The organism is Clostridioides sp. LIBA-7602 (assembly GCF_056688945.1).
On sequence record NZ_CP196991.1, the window covers coordinates 3,891,901 to 3,910,706 of the forward strand.

The following is an 18,806-nucleotide window of genomic DNA, read 5'->3' on the forward strand; positions in this document are numbered from 1 at the left end:
TCTTATAGATTCATTTAAAATGTAATATGAAATGGAGTCAAAGACATGAATGTAGAAAATCAATCTTTATCAGATATTGAAATAATATTATCACACAGGCATGATAATGGTGCAGACTATTGGACTACACCTGATAAACGTTTAATAAAAGGTTCCCCTTTCTCCACTCTTGATAGTATACTTTACTTGTTAGAATTGGGAGTTAATCCTAATGATACTTTGCTTAAAGAATGTGCTGAATTAATATTTAGTACTTGGAGAGAAGATGGACGTTTTAAACTATATCCAAATGGAGGTATTTACCCTTGTCATGCTGCTAATGTACTCTGTCATATGGGATATGCATTTGACACTAGGATACAAAAAACGTTTCAGCATTTTTTAGATACACAATATAGTGATGGTGGATGGCGTTGCAATAAATTTAGTTTTGGTAGAGGTCCAGAGACTGAATATTCAAATCCTCTTCCAACACTTAATATACTAAACGCATTTCGTTTTAGTGATTATTTAAATAAAGAGTCAAAGCTTGACAAAGCTGTAGAATTTTTACTTAATCATTGGACTATAAAAAAACCAATTGGACCTTGCCATTATGGAATTGGCACATTATTTATGCAAGTTGAATATCCTTTTCGTAATTATAATCTATTCCTTTATGTCTATGTTTTATCATTTTACAATAGTGCAAAAAAGGATAAGAGATTTCTAGAAGCGTTAAAAACACTTGAATCTAAAATAATAGATAATAAAATTGTGGTTGAGCGTGTAGTTCCCAAACTATCAAAATTATCTTTCTGTAAAAAAGGTAAGCCAAGTACACAGGCTACAACACACTACTATGAAATCTTAAAAAATCTAGAAAGAGAATAGTTATATACAAAAATAGTGGCTTTTCATTTTCATAGCCACTATTTTTTAAAAGATGTAATAATAGAAAATATATTAAGTTAGTTATTCTAGTAAATTTGAAGACTTCTGCTTCTCCTTACCTATCTCTAACATAATTTCATAATTTAATTTGATTTTCTTTAAATCAACTCCAGATATACTTTTAATAACCCCACAGTCTAACATTTCATCAAATTTCTTCCTAGATAAACCTAGTTTCTCACGTAATAATGTTGATACCTTTAGCTGAGATGGATATTTACTAACAATTCTAACTTGTGTAAGGTCATTAATGTTAATTCCTTGACCTACTATTTTATATTCTGGAATACCAACTTCTGCTCCATTTCTATGTAAAAGTTCTGCATTCATAGCATATTGCTCAACAAGATTATCATCATTTTTATGGAATTGTTCTAGTATTTCTTGATTTAAATTTTTTGGATTAACACGAGAATATATAGTTGAGTTCCATGTTGAATCACAATTTGAACACTTATATATTAGCCATATATCCAAATATTTATGTTGAGCATTAACTCTAAATAAACCAGAACAAATATATTCAGCCTTTTTTCCACATTTTTTACAGTACCTAATTACAGGTAGTTGGGAGATATATTTCACCTCCCAAGTAATTTCTTGCATAAACATAATTTCCTTTCTATAAGATTATTAAACTAATAGAAAGTTATGAAAAGGTGGAATATAACCAAGTATTTTTTTCAAAACAAGACCTCCTAATTTTAATAAATTTTAATTTCACACATATAAAAAGCTATTGCTTACTATTAGGTACTTTACAACTAGCTTTGTTAGCTTTTGTATAAGTTATTGAAATTACTTAAATTATATCATCCACTTAAAAGAAACTATACCTCAAACACTTTTATCAAAAGAAAATGAGCCAGTATAGTTATAAAACTATACTAGCTCATTCTTAAACATCTTTTCTTTTTTCTTGTAATACAATTCTTTGAATACTTTTCAAAGATAAGTAATATTTTTCTGATAAGTATTTTAAGTCATGTCCAACTTGATAATCTTCGTAAATTTGCATATTTCTAGTTGATAATTCTGAACGAGTAGATGTATTACTTCCCCATTCTTTTTTATTATTGTATTTTCTAGGAATATAGATATATTCTCCATCTACATATTCTTGTATTAACTCAAGTAATTCTTCTGGTAGTATATGTATTGCTTTTTTATAGCTCATTTTGCTCTCCTATTAAATAGTAATTTTTTATTAGGAATAGCAAAGGGCTATTTATATATTAAATTTTATATTTGCAATAGCCCTTGCTATGCAAAAATAAAGATTAAATCAAACATAAATTCTCACCCCTCCTTATATATCACAGCGATACATATAAGTCTAGCAATAGCATAAATAGTTGTCAATCAATATAAATTATTTATATATACTTTATACTTTATTTATTCTTGTAACTTATTACAGATATAATTAGAATCGTTAATTAATGTGAGCTCTTTATCTTAATGGATTTATTACTGAACAAGGAACACCAACTATACATTTCCCACAAATATCACATCCACCTATATAGGAATACTTAGCTTCATTTAGCATACACATCTCGTAACACTTCTTTCTATCAAATCCATCTTCTTTTAAAGCTCCTTTTACACATTTACTTACACACTTTTTACAACTGTTATTTTGTTTATACAAACAGTATTCTTGTTCTGGCCTTTTAGTTGGCTCTAATTCTAAACTTGTGATTATACTTCCTACTCTTCCACAACATCCTTTTTCTGTGATAAGCATATTATTTAGGCCAAAAGTTCCAAGACCTGCTATGAATGCTACATGTCTTTGTGACCAATCACTGACTAATTTATTGTTATCAAAATTATATGACCCAGGAATGGCATATGAGTTAAATCCTATCTTCTCTAGTTCTCCACATAAAAAATTATTCAGATCTGAAATTAATCTATTAGTTTCTACATATGCCCTTGCCCAAACTTCTGAACATTCAAATCCCCCAATATTACTATTATTCACACTTTTCTGAACCTCCCATGACTAAAGTCACAGGGTTCCTGTTTCATAGAATTTCGCATACTAAAATATGTCTTACCAATTCTCCACAGGCTATCCCCGTAGTTCCTACGGTTCTTACATAAGTTATCTATTTTAAACTGTTATTAGTCTTAATCCTTCTTTTAGTATATTTATACTTGCATTTATATCTCTATCGTGAGTTACATTACAACAAGGACAAATCCATTCTCTTATACTTAAATTCTTCATTTCCTCGTTTTTGTACCCACATTTATTGCATATTTGTGAACTTGCAAAGAATTTACCTACTTTTACAATTTGTCTACCATACCAATTAGCCTTATATTCTAATTGACGAATAAATTCTGACCATGACACATCAGAAATTAAGCGAGATAGTTTACTATTTCTAGTCATATTCTTTACTTGTAAATCCTCTATGCAAATAATATCATTCTCTCGTATTAATTTGGTAGATAGTTTTTGTAGAAAATCCTTTCTTTGATTAGCTATATGTTCTTGAAGTCTTGCAACTTTTAACCTTGCTTTATTTCTATTTAAACTACCAATTGTTTTTCTCGATAATTCTCTTTGTAATTTAGCAAGTTTGTTTAATGACTTTTGAAGATACTTAGGATTTTCTATAAATTCTCCACAACTTGAGATACAAAACTCTTTAATTCCTAAATCTAAACCTATCTGATTATTAGTATTTTCAAATGCTTCAATCTCTATATCAGTACAACATAGTGATACATAATATTTACTACTTGGTTCTTTGGATACTGTAGCATTAAGTATTCTTCCTTGAGGTACTTGTTTATCCCTTACTTTAACCATACCAAGTTTAGGTAATTTTATATATTGACTACAGTACATAATATTTCCATTTGTAAAGTTAGTTTTATATGAAAATCTATTAGTTTTTTTTGATTTAAATTTAGGAAATCCTGTATTTTCCTTAAAGAATTTTTTATATGCGTTTTCTAAATCTTTTAAGGTGTTTTGTAGTGAAAATTTGTCAGGTTCTTTAAGCCACTTTAATTCTCTTTTTAAATTGGTCAAATCAGAACTACACTGTTTATAAGTAAAAGTTTCTTTATCGTTTTCATAAACTTCTATTTTTTTAGCAAGATATTTATTATATACAAATCTACAACATCCAAAAGTTTTGTTAATTAACTCTTGCTGTTTTTTATTTGGATACATTCTAAACTTATAAGCTTTTTCCACTACTATCACCTCACTTTAATTGTTTTTTATGATTATTAATATACATATCCGAGTAACTTCTATTTTTCATCACCCATTATAATATTAACAAACGTAATTATTTAAAACAATTATTTGGAAGGTTTTTTATATTTATTTTTAAATAACATATTTAAGAACCGTAAGTCCTAACTTTTATCATTTTTGAGGTTGTCGTTCACATAAGTTCGCTACTACCTATGCAGTTCTCTTATGAACTTCTTACACTTTCATGCAAGCACAGACTATATCTTATCCTTCGGCATTATCCGTTAAGGTCTACCCACTTCCACTACCGATAGCTTGTAGTGTACTTCCCTCAAGAGGAATAGTCGTTGAAGTTTCTCCTATTCGGAGTTTACCTGCTGATTGCCCATTTTAAAGTACTTAGGGTTTAACCTTATACCATCTAACCAATTTTTTCTACTTTCGTAACTTTCACACTTAGGTTTATTTCATCCTTATGTTTTAGTTTGGTTAGCTTTAGGGGTTTCCAGCAATTCAAGTAGTATTGGATAGGTTCTATCCTATCTCTACATATACGTTTCCCTATATGCTGACTATTTTAGCTACTAACTCACGACTAAAATCACAAGTGTGCGTAGCTATTTTTTAATCAAAAGGTATAAAATATGTAATTATAGTTTTACCATCTTTCAAAAAATCTTTTGGCATAGCATGAGATGTTCCTACAGCAATTTTTAGCTTCTGAAACATATCATCTTCAGCAGATGCATAAGCAAATAAAAGCTCTTGCCATTTTGTAGTTATATTATTTAATTTATAATACTCTTTTACAAAATTATTCATTAATGTTTCAATCTTACTTTTCACAATATCCCCCCTAGACAACTTTCCATTTAAAATTTAATGTTATTTATTTTATATTATATTATAGTACTTTATATTATGCTCAACAATTAATATTAAAACTATGTTTATCTATCAGTATTAAAAAAGCTTCTAATATCAATAAGATACTAGAAGCCTTTTTTTAATTATCTAATCTAATTTATTGAAATTCCTGCACTTGCATATCCTGCTACAGTATTAACTAATGAAAGTCCTGAAGCTGTTGCAGTAAATACTAGTAAGAATCGAGTTTGTGCTGTTGCTGCTATATTTAATCCAGTTACAATTCCACTAGAAATTGAACCAACTGATAATATTCCTGTAAGAGGTGGAGCCAGTGTAACTGTTGCTCCTGGAACAGCTGTAAATGAGTTATTTGGTGCAGTCGATTGGTAAAGTGTTGCTGTGATTGTAATCGTTGAACCAACAAGTGAAAGTGCTACTGTTGTACTAAAGTAAGCTGAAATAGATGTTATTGTTCCAGCTCTTGGCATTGAGAATGCAAAGTTAGTCAATGTTCCTGCTGCGTTTGTAAGGTCTATTACTCCTCCAATTATGCTTAAGCCTGGAGCTGAACTACCAAAACCAACAAATCCTGGTGTACCTATTAATCCACCAGCTATAGTTGTAAGTGATAGTGGTATACCTGATGCAAAAGGTATTATTGCACTAGCTCCTGGTATTCCTGTATTTCCTGTTGCTCCTGTTGCCCCTGTTGCTCCTGTTGGACCTGCTACTCCATCTGCTCCTGTATTTCCTGTTGCTCCTGTTGGACCCACTAATCCATCTGCTCCTGTTGCCCCTGTTGCTCCTGTTGCCCCTGTTGCTCCATCTGCTCCTGTTGCCCCTGTTGCTCCTGTTGGGCCTGTTACTCCTGTTGCTCCATTTGCTCCTGTGTTTCCTGTTGCTCCTGTTGGACCTACTAATCCATCTGCTCCTGTGTTTCCTGTTGCTCCTGTTGGACCTGTTGCTCCATCTGCTCCTGTATTTCCTGTTGCCCCTGTTGCTCCTGTTGGACCTGCTACTCCATCTGCTCCTGTATTTCCTGTTGCTCCTGTTGGACCTACTAATCCATCTGCTCCTGTTGGGCCTGTTGCCCCTGTTGCTCCTGTTGCTCCTGTTATTCCTACTCCTGTTGCTCCTGTATTTCCTGTTGGACCTGTTATTCCTACTCCTGTCGCTCCTGTTGCTCCTGTTGGGCCTACTAATCCATCTGCTCCTGTTGCCCCTGTTGCTCCTGTTACTCCTGTTGGGCCTGTTGCTCCATCTGCTCCTGTTGCCCCTGTTGCTCCTGTTGGACCTATTAGACCTGCTGTTCCAGTTGCTCCTGTTGCCCCTGTTGGACCTGTTGCTCCGTCTGCCCCTGTTGCTCCTGTTGGACCTATTAATCCTGTTGCCCCTGTTACTCCTACTCCTGTTGGACCTGTTGGACCTGTTGCTCCTGTTATTCCTATTCCTGTTGCTCCTGTTGCTCCTGTTGGACCTGTTACTCCTGCATCTCCTGTTGCCCCTGTTGCTCCTGTTGGACCTGTTACTCCTGTTGCTCCGTCTATTCCTGTTGTTCCTGTTGCTCCTGTTGGACCTGTTATTCCTATTCCTGTTGCTCCTGTTGCTCCTGTTGGACCTGTTACTCCAGGTGTTCCTGTCGCTCCTGTTGGACCTATTAATCCTGTTGCTCCTGTTACTCCAACTCCTGTTGCTCCTGTTGGACCTGTTGGGCCTGTTATTCCTATTCCTGTTACTCCTGTTGCCCCTGTTGGACCTGTTACTCCATCTGCACCAGTGTCTCCTGTTGCTCCTGTTGGGCCTGTTACTCCTGTTGCTCCAGGTGTTCCTGTTGCCCCTGTTGGACCTGTTGGACCTGCTAATCCATTTGCTCCTGTTGGGCCTGTTGGACCTGTTGGACCTGTTGACCCAGGTGTTCCTGTTGCTCCTGTTGCTCCATTCGCTCCTGTCCCTCCAGCTGCTCCATTTGCTCCTGTTGCTCCTGTTGCGCCCGTTGGGCCTGTTATTCCTATTCCTGTTGCTCCTGTCGCTCCTGTTGGTCCTGTTATTCCATTTGCTCCTGTTATTCCTGTTGGGCCTGTTGGGCCTGTTACTCCATCTGCTCCTGTATTTCCTGTTGCTCCTGTTACTCCTGTTGGACCTGTTACTCCAAATCCTGTTGCTCCTGTTGGACCTGTTGGGCCTGCTGAACCTGTTGCTCCTGTTGGACCTCTTAATCCTGTTGCTCCTGTATTTCCTGTTGCTCCTGTATTTCCTGTTGGACCTGTTGGGCCTGTTGGACCTGTTGATCCTATTCCTGGACCTCTTGGACCAGTTGGTCCGGTTGGTCCCGTTGCTCCTGTTCTACCTCTTGGACCCATTGGACCAGTTGGTCCTACACAAGATGGTGGACATCCATGATGACAATCACAGCTATTATAATTATCATGACCACCATTGCAATCATCATAGTTATTGTTGCAATCATTATCATCAAATGGGCCAAAATATTTATTTCTACTCATTATTAAAAGCACCTCCTAATATATTTGAGCTTTTAAGCTCTATATATAATATGTCAAATTTAGTATTATTGTGACTTATCACTTATTTTTTAACTTATTAAAATAGTTTTCGTTGTGCAAAATAGCACTATCATTAGGTTTAATTTCTTTTGCTTTTTCATGACAATAAATAGCTTTATCTGTTTCTCCTAATCTGTCATAGCAAACACTCAATTGTATATATGGTATATATCCATAGCAATCATTCGATTTAAATCCTCCATTAGTATCATTTTTATCTCTTGTTAGTGCTACCTTATACCAAAAAATGGACTCTTTATATTTTTGTCTATCAAACATGTGCTTTCCTACATCACAGCAAACTTCTGCTCTTGGCTCATCAAATTCAAAGCTTCTAAATAAAGAATATAAGGCATTTTTTTCATCATTAATTAAGTAATAACATGTGGCTAAATCTCTGCAAGCACTGATACAATCCTCAATCCACCCTCTAGATGAATCTAAAAATTTAGTAAAACCTTCTACTGCTTCCTCATACCTCGCATTATAGTACAGCTCTCTTGAATAATAAAATTGATGTCTTGGCTCTAATACCCTACCTTCTGAAATCATTTTTTCAAATATTCTAAGATTTCTTAGAGGGTCCTGTCTGTGTAGTTTTTTATGAGATATTGCAATTTCAGAATAGAATATCTCTCCAACAAGAGGTATCACTTCATGAATAGGGTCAACCCATTTATAATTAGAGCTTCTTTTAAATAATCGTTCTCTATAATATGATAAAGTTGGTTTGCCGTTTTCATCAAAGGAGACATTGTATTTTGCCATAACAATATCAATGGAAGTATCTAAGCTTTCCTTAATTTCCAATAATTTTTTCCTATCATCTTCTAAAATTATGTCATCTGCATCAAGCCACATTGTATAGTCTTTAGAAGCTTTAGAAAATGAAAAATTTCTTGCAGCAGAGAAATCATCTATCCATTTAAAATCATATACCTTGTCTGTATATTTTGAGACTATTTCTTTTGTGGAATCTGTAGAACCAGTATCTACAACTATAATTTCATCTACTATATCCTTTACACAATCTAAACATCTTCCTATAACCTCTTCTTCATTCTTAACAATCATACACAAACTTATTGTAATCATAATGTACAACTCCTTTGTCTTCTATATATTACAGACATAAGTAATATATGGTATTTCTCTTTAATTTGTTATTGAAATTTCAGAAATTTTTAACGACAAAAAAACAGTATATAACTCTATCTACAATATTTACTTTATAGTTCATTTCTATTGAATTCAGAATTCTAATACTTTAATTTGTTTGATATATACTTTTGAGTTATTATAATCATAAGAAATTGTTAAATTTATTCATTCATAGTACAAAAAATTAAACTACTTTTTATTGGAGGCAAATTATGAAAAAATACTTTGAAACATTAAAATCTAATGGAGCAGATATTGCTATTTCAATAGACCCTAAAACGATTCTCACAGCAGCATGGACAATTTACAAGTGCCAGTTTGGTTGTAATACATTTGGGCATAGCCATTGTTGTCCACCTAATGTACCAACATATCAACAGACACAAGCAATAATAGATTGCTATGATAAAGCTATTCTATTTAGATGTCATGAAATGAGTATTGTCACTCCTTTAGCTGTCAAACTTGCAAGAGAACTATTTTTAGATGGATATTATAAAGTAATTGCTTTTGGAAGTGGACCTTGCACAATGTGCGCCAAATGTAACTCTGCTACCTGTAATTTTCCTAACAAAACGGCTCCATCAATGGAAGCTTGTGGCATTGACGTATTTGCTACAGTAAGGTCAAATGGATTAGAAATAAATACTTTACGAAAAAAAGGAGAAATTCAAAATCATTTTGGTTTATTGCTAGTTGATTAAACATGTTAATACTTTATTTTTATTTTAATAGTATAAAGTTTGTATTTATAATAAATCTTTGTACAAATATTAACCAGTGTGGTTATAATCCCAAGAAAAGTTTCTTTTTCTAAAAAAAAATAACCATGTTTAAATAAACATGGTTATTTTTTAGTATCTATATACTATAGATTAGATTCTAAAATCAGCTTTCTACTCTTCTTTATTCATTATATAATCAATTAGTCCATATTCTTTAGCCTCTAGTGCAGTCATAAAATTGTCCCTGTCTGTATCTCTTCTAATATCTTCTATTGATTTTCCTGTATTTTCAGAAAGAATTCTATCTAATTTTTCTTTTGTTTTTAACATATTATCTACTGCTATTTTTACATCTGTTGCTTGACCTTTAGCTCCACCCATCGGCTGATGAATCATAATCTCTGCATTAGGTAAAGCACATCTTTTTCCATTTGTTCCTCCTGCAAGTAAAAATGCACTCATACTTGCAGCCATACCAATACAAATAGTTGACACATCACATCTAACATAATGCATAGTATCATATATAGCAAATCCTGCTGTAACAGAGCCACCAGGGCTATTTATATATATAATTATATCTGAATCTGGGTCTTCTGATTCTAAAAACAGTAATTGAGCTACTACTAGACTTGCAATATCATCATTAATTTCTTCTCCTATAAATATAATTCTATCTTTTAACAATCTCGAATATATGTCATACGACCTTTCCCCTTGACCTGTTTGTTCAATTACATGTGGTACTAAATTCATGCTACCTTCACCTCGCAATTAATATTAAAATAAGAATTGATTTCGTCTCTTCTTTGTTCACAATTAATACTTGTATAAGAAATACATTTTGTATTTTGGATTTGATGATTTAGATTTAAAACAAATCTATGTTGTATAGGATAAAATTCATCTTTATTTCTATATACTTGTGGAGACTCTTTGTATAATTTTCTAAATGCTAGCGTAAATGATTGATGTGTAGAATATCCTGCTGTAATAGCTATGTCTATAATATATTTATCTGTAAATATAAGTTGTCTAGCTGCTTCAGTAAGTCTCCTTCTCTGTATGTATTGATGAATAGTACATCCTACAATATTTGTAAACATTCTGTGCAAATGATATTTTGAATAATTAGCAATATCTGCTATCTTATCTAAATTTAAATTTTCTGTAAGATTTTCTTCTATATAATCAATGATTTCCATAATCACATCTGTATTTGTTTTCAACTTCATCATCTCCTTTTAAGTATTATAACTTATGCAAAAACTTTTTTCTTAATATAAATTGCTATCTTAACTTAATTAATAGTTACAAAATATCCACAACACAATATTAAGTATTCCAACATAAAAATAATAATAGATATCATTAATATAATACTATTATTAAAATTTCAACTTGATTGCATCTTATATAAATCGCTATAGATTCTATCTATATATCTTGTTTCATATGTACTATTTTACTGAGTATTTTTATACCTTTTTCAATTTCATCAATACTAAGATGAGCATAACCCAGTATAATTTCATGGTCATATTCTAATGTATTTTTAATTGCATACTGCTGTATAGGATAAACTTTTATGTTTTCTTCAAAAATTTTATTAATCAAGCTTCCTGTAAACTTAATATTATAAAAATGAACAACTATATGAAGACCTGCTGCCTCACCTTTTATTTTAAATTCATTTTTAAACTCAGTATTTAATACTTCAATTAGGTGTTTACGTTTTCTATTATATAGCTTCTTCATTCTAAAAATATACTTTTCTAAGCTTCCATTTCTAATAAATTCAGCCAATACATACTGAAATATTGTTTCTGTATGAACATCAGAGTACATTTTTAAAACTTTATAATTCTCTAGCATATTGTCTGGTAGTAACATAAATCCGATACGAATAGCTGGAGATAATATTTTACTAAAAGAGCCTATATAAATTACTTTATTTGGATTAAGTTCATAAAGAGAACTAATTGGTGGTCCCTCATATCTAAATTCACCGTCATAGTCATCTTCAATTATATAGTAACTATTATCTGTTGCACATTTAATAAGCTCTAACCTTCTTTGAATAGGTAAAATGCCTCCCAACGGATATTGGTGAGAAGGCGTAGTATAAACAAAAGAAATGTCTTTTACCGATTTTATTAAATCAGTATTCATACCCTTATCATCTACTTTAATTCCAACAACTGAATATCCAATAGATGAAATAACTTTTAATAATCCTTTATGAATAGGGTCTTCTACAACTACCTTTTTATTATTTTTATATAAAAGTTGGGAAATTAGGGATAAACCTTGTGTTGAACCAGAGACAATCATAATATTTTGGGGATTACATCTAATCCCCCTAGTTCGAAATAAATACTTAGATATTTCTACCCTCAATTCCCATACACCAGCTACACTTCCATATCTAAAGTCTGAATCTGATAAATCATATAGTATTTGTTTATATAGCTTTGAAAATTCTTTACGTGGAAATAGTTTTAATTCTGGAATACCAGAACGAAAATCTATGCAATTTTTTTGTTCATTGATGTGCAAATTATCTGCACTTTCAAAAGTATAGTTTAATTTAAAGCCAACATTATACCCTGATATCCCTTTAGCTACGATTGTACCATAGCCATTTTTTGTATCCAAATATCCTTCTGCAATCAATTGATTATATGCATCCAAAACTGTATTGCGAGATACAGATAATTCTTTTGACAAAGTTCTAGATGATGGCAATTTTTGTTCAAACTTTAAGCTTCCATCCAAAATCATATCCTTTATCTTACAATAAATTTGCCTCGATAATGGTATGTTGCTATTTCTATTAATTGTAATCCACACTTTAATACCTCCAAAAGTGGTTCTATAAAATTTCTATAAAAGTGGAACTACAAAATCCACTTTTAACTTGCTAAGATTATATCATAAAATATAAAATAAAAAGGAGTCTATATTATGCTAGAAATATCAAGTAAGGTAAAAGAAATTTATCCTAATATTAAATTCGGAGTTATGGTTATAAATATTACATATTCAAATCCTAATAAAGAAAATTTTTTATTCCTTAAAAACTCTATAACTGAAAATATTATTGAACAACACCCAGAGTACAATCGTAAAGAAAAAATTAAAACAGAACCAATTTCAAGTTATATAAAATATTATAAAAAATTTAAGAAAACTTACCCTGTATTACTTCAATTGGAATCTCTTTTATTAAAATCAAAAGGTATTCCAGATGCAGGAATAACAGTTGAATCAATGTTTTTAGCAGAATTAAAAAACCTTCTTCTAACAGCAGGGCATGACTTTGATAAGATAGAATTACCTTTGAGAATAGATATTGCAAATGGTAGTGAACATTTTTATGGGATAGGTAGAAAAGAACAGGTTTTAACAAAGTATGATTTATTTTTATCTGATAACATTGGTATATTATCCAGTATTCTTAATGGACCAGATAATCGAACATCTATAACAAAAGATACTAAAAATATTATGTATTTTGTATATGGAGCTGATAGAATATCAGAAAAACAAATTCAAGACCATCTAAATGATATAAAAGACTATATTTCAAGTGCTTTTTCAGATTTAAAAGTTAGTTCAATAAATATATTTTAGTTAATTCGTAAAACCTTCATATTTAATAAATATTTTTAAAAAATAAATTAGTGAAGTATATCTTTTATTAAAACTAGATACACTTCACTAAAGTTAATTTCATGTAGATATTACTTATTTTGAATTTTACTTACAGTAAATATTTTATGACATTTATTATGTAAATAACCTGATTTTATGACTAAAGAGTTTCATAAGAAACAATTTCACTTAAAGGAACACGAGTTTTTTCGTGTCTCTCTGGGCTTTCTGGTGTTTTAGATTCGTATCCTATCAATAATATATTTATTGCTTCCAGATTATCTGGCAAGCTAAACTCTTCTCTAATTACATCTGGATTAAAATAGCATACCCAAACACTTCCTAATCCAAGTTCAGTTGCCTGTAACATCATGTGGTCAGTAACTATGCTTGTATCAATATCTGTAAGTTGTTTCCCATCAAAAGGTCTTGTCCAAACTTTTTCCTTATCTCCACACACGATAATAGCTAATGGTGCATCATATATATTGGCAGCCTTAGAAAGTTTATTCAGACCTTCTTTTTCTTGAATAACAATTAATCTTTGTGGTTGACGATTACCACCAGTTGGAGCTATTCTTGCAACATCTAAAACTTTCTCAAGTTTTTCTTTCTCTACCTTTCTATCCTGATAATTACGACAAGAATATCTTTTTTTTGCAAGTTCAACAAAATTCATTTACTTACCTCCTATCATTTTATTAGGCTAAGTTGATGATTCATTTAACCTATGCTATAATTTTATCACTATAGTTTTATATTACAATAATGCACTTTTTTGTAATATAGTACCTAAAAAGATACTTAAAATATATAAAAGGAGCTTAAAAATGAAAAAATGTTCTAGTGATTATAGTTGTCCAATAGAAGCAACACTTGCATTGATTGGTGGTAAATACAAGACACTTATACTTTGGCATCTCAAAGACACTATATTGAGATTTAATGAACTAAGAAAATTAATTCCTAAAGCAACACCTAAGATGTTAACTCAACAGCTACGTGAATTAGAAGCAGATGGTTTAATTATCAGAGTTGTTTATCCTGTTGTTCCTCCAAAAGTAGAATATTCACTATCAGATTTTGGAAAGAGTATTATTCCAATTCTAGATTGTATGTGTGACTGGGGTTCTGATTACTTAGAAAATCTATAGCTCATTATAGTTTAAATCCCATAGCTAGTTTAACAGTCTCCATTTGTTCTCTAGATGTCAACATTTCCAAAAGTTTAAAAGCTACATGTGGAGCAGTTTCTGGACAATATGAAGTTATAATATTTTTATCTACAACAATTGGTTCATTAATTACATTTACATCAAATTCTCTTAACTGTCTTTGCCTTTGACCATTTTTCAAATGATATGTAGTAGCTTTACGATTTTTTAAAACTCCACTTTTGCCAACTGGCAATGCTGCCACACAAATAGATGCAATTATCTTTTCTTTTAAATCAAACTCTCTTATTAAATTTAAAAAAGACATATCATATGCTTCTTCATAAAATCCAAACTCTTCAAAACCACCAGGAATAGCTAGAGCATCATAATCATCAACACATACTTCTTCTATAGTCTTATCAACAAATACTGGAATATTAAACGTACTCATAACCTTCTTTTTAAAGCCACAAGTTACTACATCAATGTCACAACCATAATCATTACGAGCCCATCCCATAACATCTATAAATACGCTGAATTCCATAGTTTCAAAACCTTTTGCTAAAAAAACTAAAATTTTCATATTATATTTTCCTCCTAAAATTTAGTTAAAATAAATATAGATAAGGTAATTAACATTTAACTATTAATCTATTTTAAAAATATTTTTACATGTATTAATTTCTTCTTTAATTGTAGATAGAACAATAGTTGTATTAGCTTTCTGAATTCCCTTGATTCTTTTTAATGTCACAGATATAAATTCTTCAAGGTCATTTGTATCTTCTGCTAATACTTTTATCAAATAATCATACTCTCCTGAAATATGATGACACTCCAATACAGTCTCATGTTCCAATATAGTTTGCTTAAAATCTTCCATACTTTCAGATAAATCAGTATTGATAAATATAAAAGCTAAAAGTTTGTATTTTGTTTTTTCTCGATTGATTTGGATAGTATACTTTTGAATTATATTTGATTGCTCAATTTTCTTTATTCGTTCTGATACTGCTGGTATTGATAAATTGACTTGCCTGCTTATTTCAGAAGTTGAGGCTCTACTATTCTTCTTTAGAGAATTAATTATTTTTAAATCTATCTCATCTATCGCTACTCACCTCCTTAATTATTTAGTATAATTCTAACTAATAAGTTATATTAAGTAAATAATTTTAATTATTTCAATAAAATTTAATATAATTATATTATTTCACCTTAAAATTTTAGTTTTTTCAAAGTAAATCATACATCATACCTAAGATTATCTAAGATTTAATTAATGTTATTCTTTTTGTTATTCATAATACACTACTTATTTTTACAATAATAAAAGACACTTCATAATTTATAAAGTGCCTTTACTATATATTTAATTTTCATTCATTTTTACATATCATACATAAATATTTTATTTATTGTAATCTTTAATATACTATTATAACAACTTAAATACTTATACAATTTCTATATCTCTTTAGACTTTTCCACTTTTTGAACAAACATATCCTTTGGCATAGGTTTAGCATATAAATAGCCTTGTGCATAATAACAATTAATACTCATTAAAAATTCCGCCTGTTCCATATTTTCAACACCTTCACAAATTACTTCTAGACCCAAGTCATTTGCCATTTCAACTACTTTACTTATAATCTTACCTTCACCTTTAGAATTATCTAATAGAGATTTATCTATTTTTAGAATATCTACAGAAACTTGGTTGAGAAGATTTAAGGAAGAGTAACCTGACCCAAAGTCATCAACAGAAATAAAAAATCCAAGTTCCTTAATCTTTTTTATCATATCATTTGATATACTATCATTTTCAAACAAACTTTCAGTTATTTCAAGTTCAATTATGTTTCTAGGTATATTATATTTAACAAGCAACTCTTGCAATCTATTTATATAATCTTTTCTCTGAAAATGTGCTCTTGATTGATTTACAGAAATTGAAATTGGTTTAATTCCAGAATCCATCCAAAAACGAGTCAATCTACATACTTCATCCAACACAAAAAAATCAACTTCTATAATACCACCACTCTTTTCAAGTATAGGAATAAATTCTGCTGGATTCATAAAACCAAGTTCTTTATGATTCCATCTTACAAGTGCTTCTGCTCCAATAATTTCATTTGTTCTCATATCAAATTTAGGTTGATAATAAACTTGGAACTCCTTATTTTCTAATGCATAATCTACTCTGTCAACAATCTCTTTTTCTTTTTTAAGATTTTCTCTAAGTGAATCATCAAAATATACAATAGATAGCTTGCCTTCCTTTGCTTTTCTTCTAGCAATTTCAGCATAATCAATAGCCTTTGTAACAGCAATATTCTCAGTTTCAATATTATATACTCCAAAGTTGGGCTTAACTTTAATACTAAAACCTTTAACTTCAAAATATGAGATATTTTCATTTATACAGTTAAGGGTTAGTTCCAAATCTTTTTTAAACTCGTATGGTAAAAGAAAAAGGAAATGGTCTGCTTTTACATGGGCCAATAAGGCTGTATCTCCGATAATCCTTTTTAGTACTGAAACAATTTCTTTTATGATTATATTTCCAGAATCTCTACCATAATTTTCATTTATTATAGCAAATTTTTTTATGTCAAAAGCAACCAGTGCATAAGACTTTCCTTTATGTTTTTCCAAAATTTTTGTCGTTTCTTTTTCAAATCCATTGTAATTCCAAATTCCAGTAATTGTATCTTTAAATGCTAAATCAAAAATATGTACTGAATGTCTTCTGTTAATTGCAATTATATAAGAAAGAGCAGCTATTATAATTAAGAAAAAGCAAAAAGAAACTAAAACTGTCTGAACTGGATGCTGATGAACAAATTGAGATAAGCTAGTTTCATAATTTTGAAACATTGTATACTTTGCAATAATTTCAGAGCACTCATCCTTATTAAGTGAATTTATTCTTTTATCCAAAATAGAATATAATACTGGATTTATATCTTGGCTAACACCTAGAGATATATTGGTTTTATAATCAGTAACTAAGGTTGCTTTTAAATTATTATAATCCTTTTGTATATAGTTTTCAGCAGAATATGTATTTATAAACGCTACATCTGCATCGCCTCTTTCTACTGCATTTATAGCCATTTTTTCAGATTTATAACTTTTAATATTAGATTTTTTATAACGTTTTTTGATATACTCATCATTAAACTTATCACTGTCAACAACAGCAATATTATTAAACTTAGTATTCCTATAGTTCTTAGTTATTGCACTGTAGTTCAATTCCATATAAGGAGATGTAATTTTTATTCCATTCTGTTCTGCCCATCCATAATCAGAATTAAAAAAACATATAACATCTGCTTTTCCTTCTTTTAACATATTAATTGATTCTTTATATGAATTGGTTTCTATATAGTCTATCTTCAAACCAAGGTCCTTAACAATTAAACTAAACATATCTGATATTATACCATTAAAATTTCCGTTGTCTAAGTATGATAATGGATATGATTCTGGCATACTAACTAAACGTATACTATCATTTCTTTTTAAATAATTATGTTCTTCTTTAGAAAGGATAAACTCATTTTGATTACTAGATTGATAATACTTACTATATAAATTAAACTTATATGCAGGATTATCCATTTCTATGTCTTCTAGAGCATTATTAATTTCTTCTAACAATTGAGCATTACCTTTTTTTACAATACAATAAAATGGAGATGGAGAAAACTGAGCAATTACATTTTCATCTTTAGCAGTTCTTAGGCTACTAGTTAATATAGCATCCACTTTTCCATTTTTTAATGCACTTTCTAGCTCTTTTTGATTTTTAAAATATTTAGATGTGTAATTAAATTCTTTTTCGTATGCAAATTTTTTTAAGTTTTCATTTCTACTATTACTTTCAAGTAATCCAATCACTATTCCATCAAAATTTTGATAATCATTTGGTAAATATTTTGAATTTCCATGTTTTACTGTAATACGTGCATAACTGCTCCCCAAAGGCAATTCTGAGAAATCAAATTTTTCTGCACGTTCTTTTGTATATTGTGCAGATGTAAGCAAATCAATCTGACCATTTTCTAACATAGCTTGACATTCTTCCCATGTCCCAGATACATATTCATATGTCCAGCCAGTATGCTTTGCAATCTCATGAAGATACTCATATCCATACCCACTTCTATCCCCAGTTTCATTATACTCATGATACCCTTCAAACTCAAAAAAACCTACCTTTATAACACGCTTTTCTGATGTAGCAATTGCTTGTATTGGGAGATACACAAATATTATACAGATAATTAAAGAAATTATAAAAGCAATTCTTTTAATTGACACAAACCTAATTCCCCCTTTATAAAAAGTTTTTGTTGAAATTGCTTGCGATTATTTTAATAACAATACTTATTTACATTATGTTACTAATGACATTATATTCAAAATATACCTATTTATATAATCATAAATAAACATATATCCTTACTTATTACTTTAAATGTATACTTTC

18 protein-coding genes are annotated in these 18,806 nt (G+C 30.3%); 4 read left to right on the top strand and 14 right to left on the bottom strand.

Annotation, left to right across the window (positions count from 1 at the left end; all coding sequences use genetic code 11):
- Positions 1-45: 45 nt before the first annotated feature.
- Positions 46-873, top strand: coding sequence for a prenyltransferase (locus ACTG45_RS18080; protein WP_479919529.1), 828 nt, complete (start codon positions 46-48; stop codon positions 871-873).
- An 81-nt stretch (positions 874-954) separates the two neighbouring features.
- Here the strand turns inward: ACTG45_RS18080 and ACTG45_RS18085 are convergent, their stop codons facing one another.
- The 7 genes from ACTG45_RS18085 to ACTG45_RS18115 form a co-directional block, all read right to left on the bottom strand.
- Positions 955-1,539 carry a DUF1062 domain-containing protein gene (locus ACTG45_RS18085; protein WP_479917642.1) on the bottom strand — a complete coding sequence of 195 codons (585 nt, stop codon included), beginning with the start codon at positions 1,537-1,539 and terminating at the stop codon, positions 955-957.
- Between the two features lie 292 nt (positions 1,540-1,831).
- Positions 1,832-2,110 (bottom strand): CD3324 family protein, encoded by a 279-nt coding sequence (locus tag ACTG45_RS18090; RefSeq protein WP_479917643.1) that lies wholly within the window; start codon positions 2,108-2,110, stop codon positions 1,832-1,834.
- A 276-nt stretch (positions 2,111-2,386) separates the two neighbouring features.
- Entirely contained in the window at positions 2,387-2,923 is a 537-nt protein-coding gene (locus tag ACTG45_RS18095; protein ID WP_021386164.1) for a hypothetical protein, read from the bottom strand.
- Positions 2,924-3,055: 132 nt separating this feature from the next.
- Entirely contained in the window at positions 3,056-4,165 is a 1,110-nt protein-coding gene (tnpB, locus tag ACTG45_RS18100) for an IS200/IS605 family element RNA-guided endonuclease TnpB (RefSeq protein WP_479919530.1), read from the bottom strand.
- A 621-nt stretch (positions 4,166-4,786) separates the two neighbouring features.
- The gene (locus ACTG45_RS18105; RefSeq protein ID WP_479917645.1) at positions 4,787-5,008 is read right to left on the bottom strand and encodes a hypothetical protein; all 222 of its coding nucleotides are present in this window, start codon (positions 5,006-5,008) and stop codon (positions 4,787-4,789) included.
- Between the two features lie 173 nt (positions 5,009-5,181).
- Entirely contained in the window at positions 5,182-7,548 is a 2,367-nt protein-coding gene (locus tag ACTG45_RS18110; RefSeq protein ID WP_479919531.1) for an exosporium glycoprotein BclB-related protein, read from the bottom strand.
- 66 nt (positions 7,549-7,614) lie between these two features.
- A complete protein-coding gene (locus tag ACTG45_RS18115) occupies positions 7,615-8,691 on the bottom strand; it encodes a glycosyltransferase (RefSeq protein ID WP_021386280.1) in 1,077 nt (358 codons plus the stop codon).
- Positions 8,692-8,969: 278 nt separating this feature from the next.
- On the opposite strand from ACTG45_RS18115, the gene ACTG45_RS18120 reads away from it, so the two are divergent.
- Positions 8,970-9,461, top strand: a complete 492-nt coding sequence (locus ACTG45_RS18120; RefSeq protein WP_479919532.1) for a DUF2284 domain-containing protein — start codon at positions 8,970-8,972, stop codon at positions 9,459-9,461.
- A 192-nt stretch (positions 9,462-9,653) separates the two neighbouring features.
- Here the strand turns inward: ACTG45_RS18120 and clpP are convergent, their stop codons facing one another.
- The 3 genes from clpP to pdxR all read right to left on the bottom strand — a co-directional run bounded on the left by clpP (position 9,654) and on the right by pdxR (position 12,335).
- Positions 9,654-10,238, bottom strand: coding sequence for an ATP-dependent Clp endopeptidase proteolytic subunit ClpP (clpP, locus tag ACTG45_RS18125; RefSeq protein ID WP_021386292.1), 585 nt, complete (start codon positions 10,236-10,238; stop codon positions 9,654-9,656).
- Entirely contained in the window at positions 10,235-10,711 is a 477-nt protein-coding gene (locus ACTG45_RS18130; RefSeq protein WP_479919533.1) for a helix-turn-helix transcriptional regulator, read from the bottom strand. Before ACTG45_RS18130 ends, clpP begins: the two co-directional genes overlap by 4 nt.
- Positions 10,712-10,919: 208 nt before the next feature.
- Positions 10,920-12,335, bottom strand: a complete 1,416-nt coding sequence (gene pdxR / locus ACTG45_RS18135; protein WP_021386295.1) for a MocR-like pyridoxine biosynthesis transcription factor PdxR — start codon at positions 12,333-12,335, stop codon at positions 10,920-10,922.
- A 114-nt stretch (positions 12,336-12,449) separates the two neighbouring features.
- Between pdxR and ACTG45_RS18140 the strand changes: the two genes are divergently transcribed.
- Complete coding sequence (locus ACTG45_RS18140; RefSeq protein WP_479919534.1) at positions 12,450-13,118, top strand: phenylalanine--tRNA ligase beta subunit-related protein; 669 nt, start codon at positions 12,450-12,452, stop codon at positions 13,116-13,118.
- A 181-nt stretch (positions 13,119-13,299) separates the two neighbouring features.
- On the opposite strand, the gene ACTG45_RS18145 is transcribed toward ACTG45_RS18140, so the two are convergent.
- The gene (locus tag ACTG45_RS18145; RefSeq protein WP_021386285.1) at positions 13,300-13,818 is read right to left on the bottom strand and encodes a nitroreductase family protein; all 519 of its coding nucleotides are present in this window, start codon (positions 13,816-13,818) and stop codon (positions 13,300-13,302) included.
- Positions 13,819-13,969: 151 nt separating this feature from the next.
- Here ACTG45_RS18145 and ACTG45_RS18150 point away from each other — a divergent pair, with 151 nt between their 5' ends.
- Complete coding sequence (locus ACTG45_RS18150) at positions 13,970-14,293, top strand: winged helix-turn-helix transcriptional regulator (protein WP_021386281.1); 324 nt, start codon at positions 13,970-13,972, stop codon at positions 14,291-14,293.
- Positions 14,294-14,297: 4 nt separating this feature from the next.
- Here ACTG45_RS18150 and ACTG45_RS18155 read toward each other — a convergent pair whose 3' ends face one another.
- The 3 genes from ACTG45_RS18155 to ACTG45_RS18165 form a co-directional block, all read right to left on the bottom strand.
- A complete protein-coding gene (locus tag ACTG45_RS18155; protein WP_479919535.1) occupies positions 14,298-14,882 on the bottom strand; it encodes a DJ-1/PfpI family protein in 585 nt (194 codons plus the stop codon).
- Positions 14,883-14,945: 63 nt separating this feature from the next.
- Positions 14,946-15,410, bottom strand: coding sequence for an Lrp/AsnC family transcriptional regulator (locus ACTG45_RS18160; protein ID WP_479920303.1), 465 nt, complete (start codon positions 15,408-15,410; stop codon positions 14,946-14,948).
- Between the two features lie 356 nt (positions 15,411-15,766).
- A complete protein-coding gene (locus ACTG45_RS18165) occupies positions 15,767-18,637 on the bottom strand; it encodes an EAL domain-containing protein (protein WP_479919536.1) in 2,871 nt (956 codons plus the stop codon).
- Between the last annotated feature and the right edge of the window lie 169 nt (positions 18,638-18,806).

Bases quoted from the DNA above. Each gene is read 5' to 3' on its own strand.
- ACTG45_RS18080 (WP_479919529.1), top strand. From the start codon at position 46: ATGAATGTAGAAAATCAATCTTTATCAGATATTGAAATAATATTATCA.
- ACTG45_RS18085 (WP_479917642.1), bottom strand. From the start codon at position 1,539: ATGCAAGAAATTACTTGGGAGGTGAAATATATCTCCCAACTACCTGTA.
- ACTG45_RS18090 (WP_479917643.1), bottom strand. From the start codon at position 2,110: ATGAGCTATAAAAAAGCAATACATATACTACCAGAAGAATTACTTGAG.
- ACTG45_RS18115 (WP_021386280.1), bottom strand. From the start codon at position 8,691: ATGATTACAATAAGTTTGTGTATGATTGTTAAGAATGAAGAAGAGGTT.
- ACTG45_RS18120 (WP_479919532.1), top strand. From the start codon at position 8,970: ATGAAAAAATACTTTGAAACATTAAAATCTAATGGAGCAGATATTGCT.
- clpP (WP_021386292.1), bottom strand. From the start codon at position 10,238: ATGAATTTAGTACCACATGTAATTGAACAAACAGGTCAAGGGGAAAGG.
- ACTG45_RS18140 (WP_479919534.1), top strand. From the start codon at position 12,450: ATGCTAGAAATATCAAGTAAGGTAAAAGAAATTTATCCTAATATTAAA.
- ACTG45_RS18145 (WP_021386285.1), bottom strand. From the start codon at position 13,818: ATGAATTTTGTTGAACTTGCAAAAAAAAGATATTCTTGTCGTAATTAT.
- ACTG45_RS18150 (WP_021386281.1), top strand. From the start codon at position 13,970: ATGAAAAAATGTTCTAGTGATTATAGTTGTCCAATAGAAGCAACACTT.
- ACTG45_RS18155 (WP_479919535.1), bottom strand. From the start codon at position 14,882: ATGAAAATTTTAGTTTTTTTAGCAAAAGGTTTTGAAACTATGGAATTC.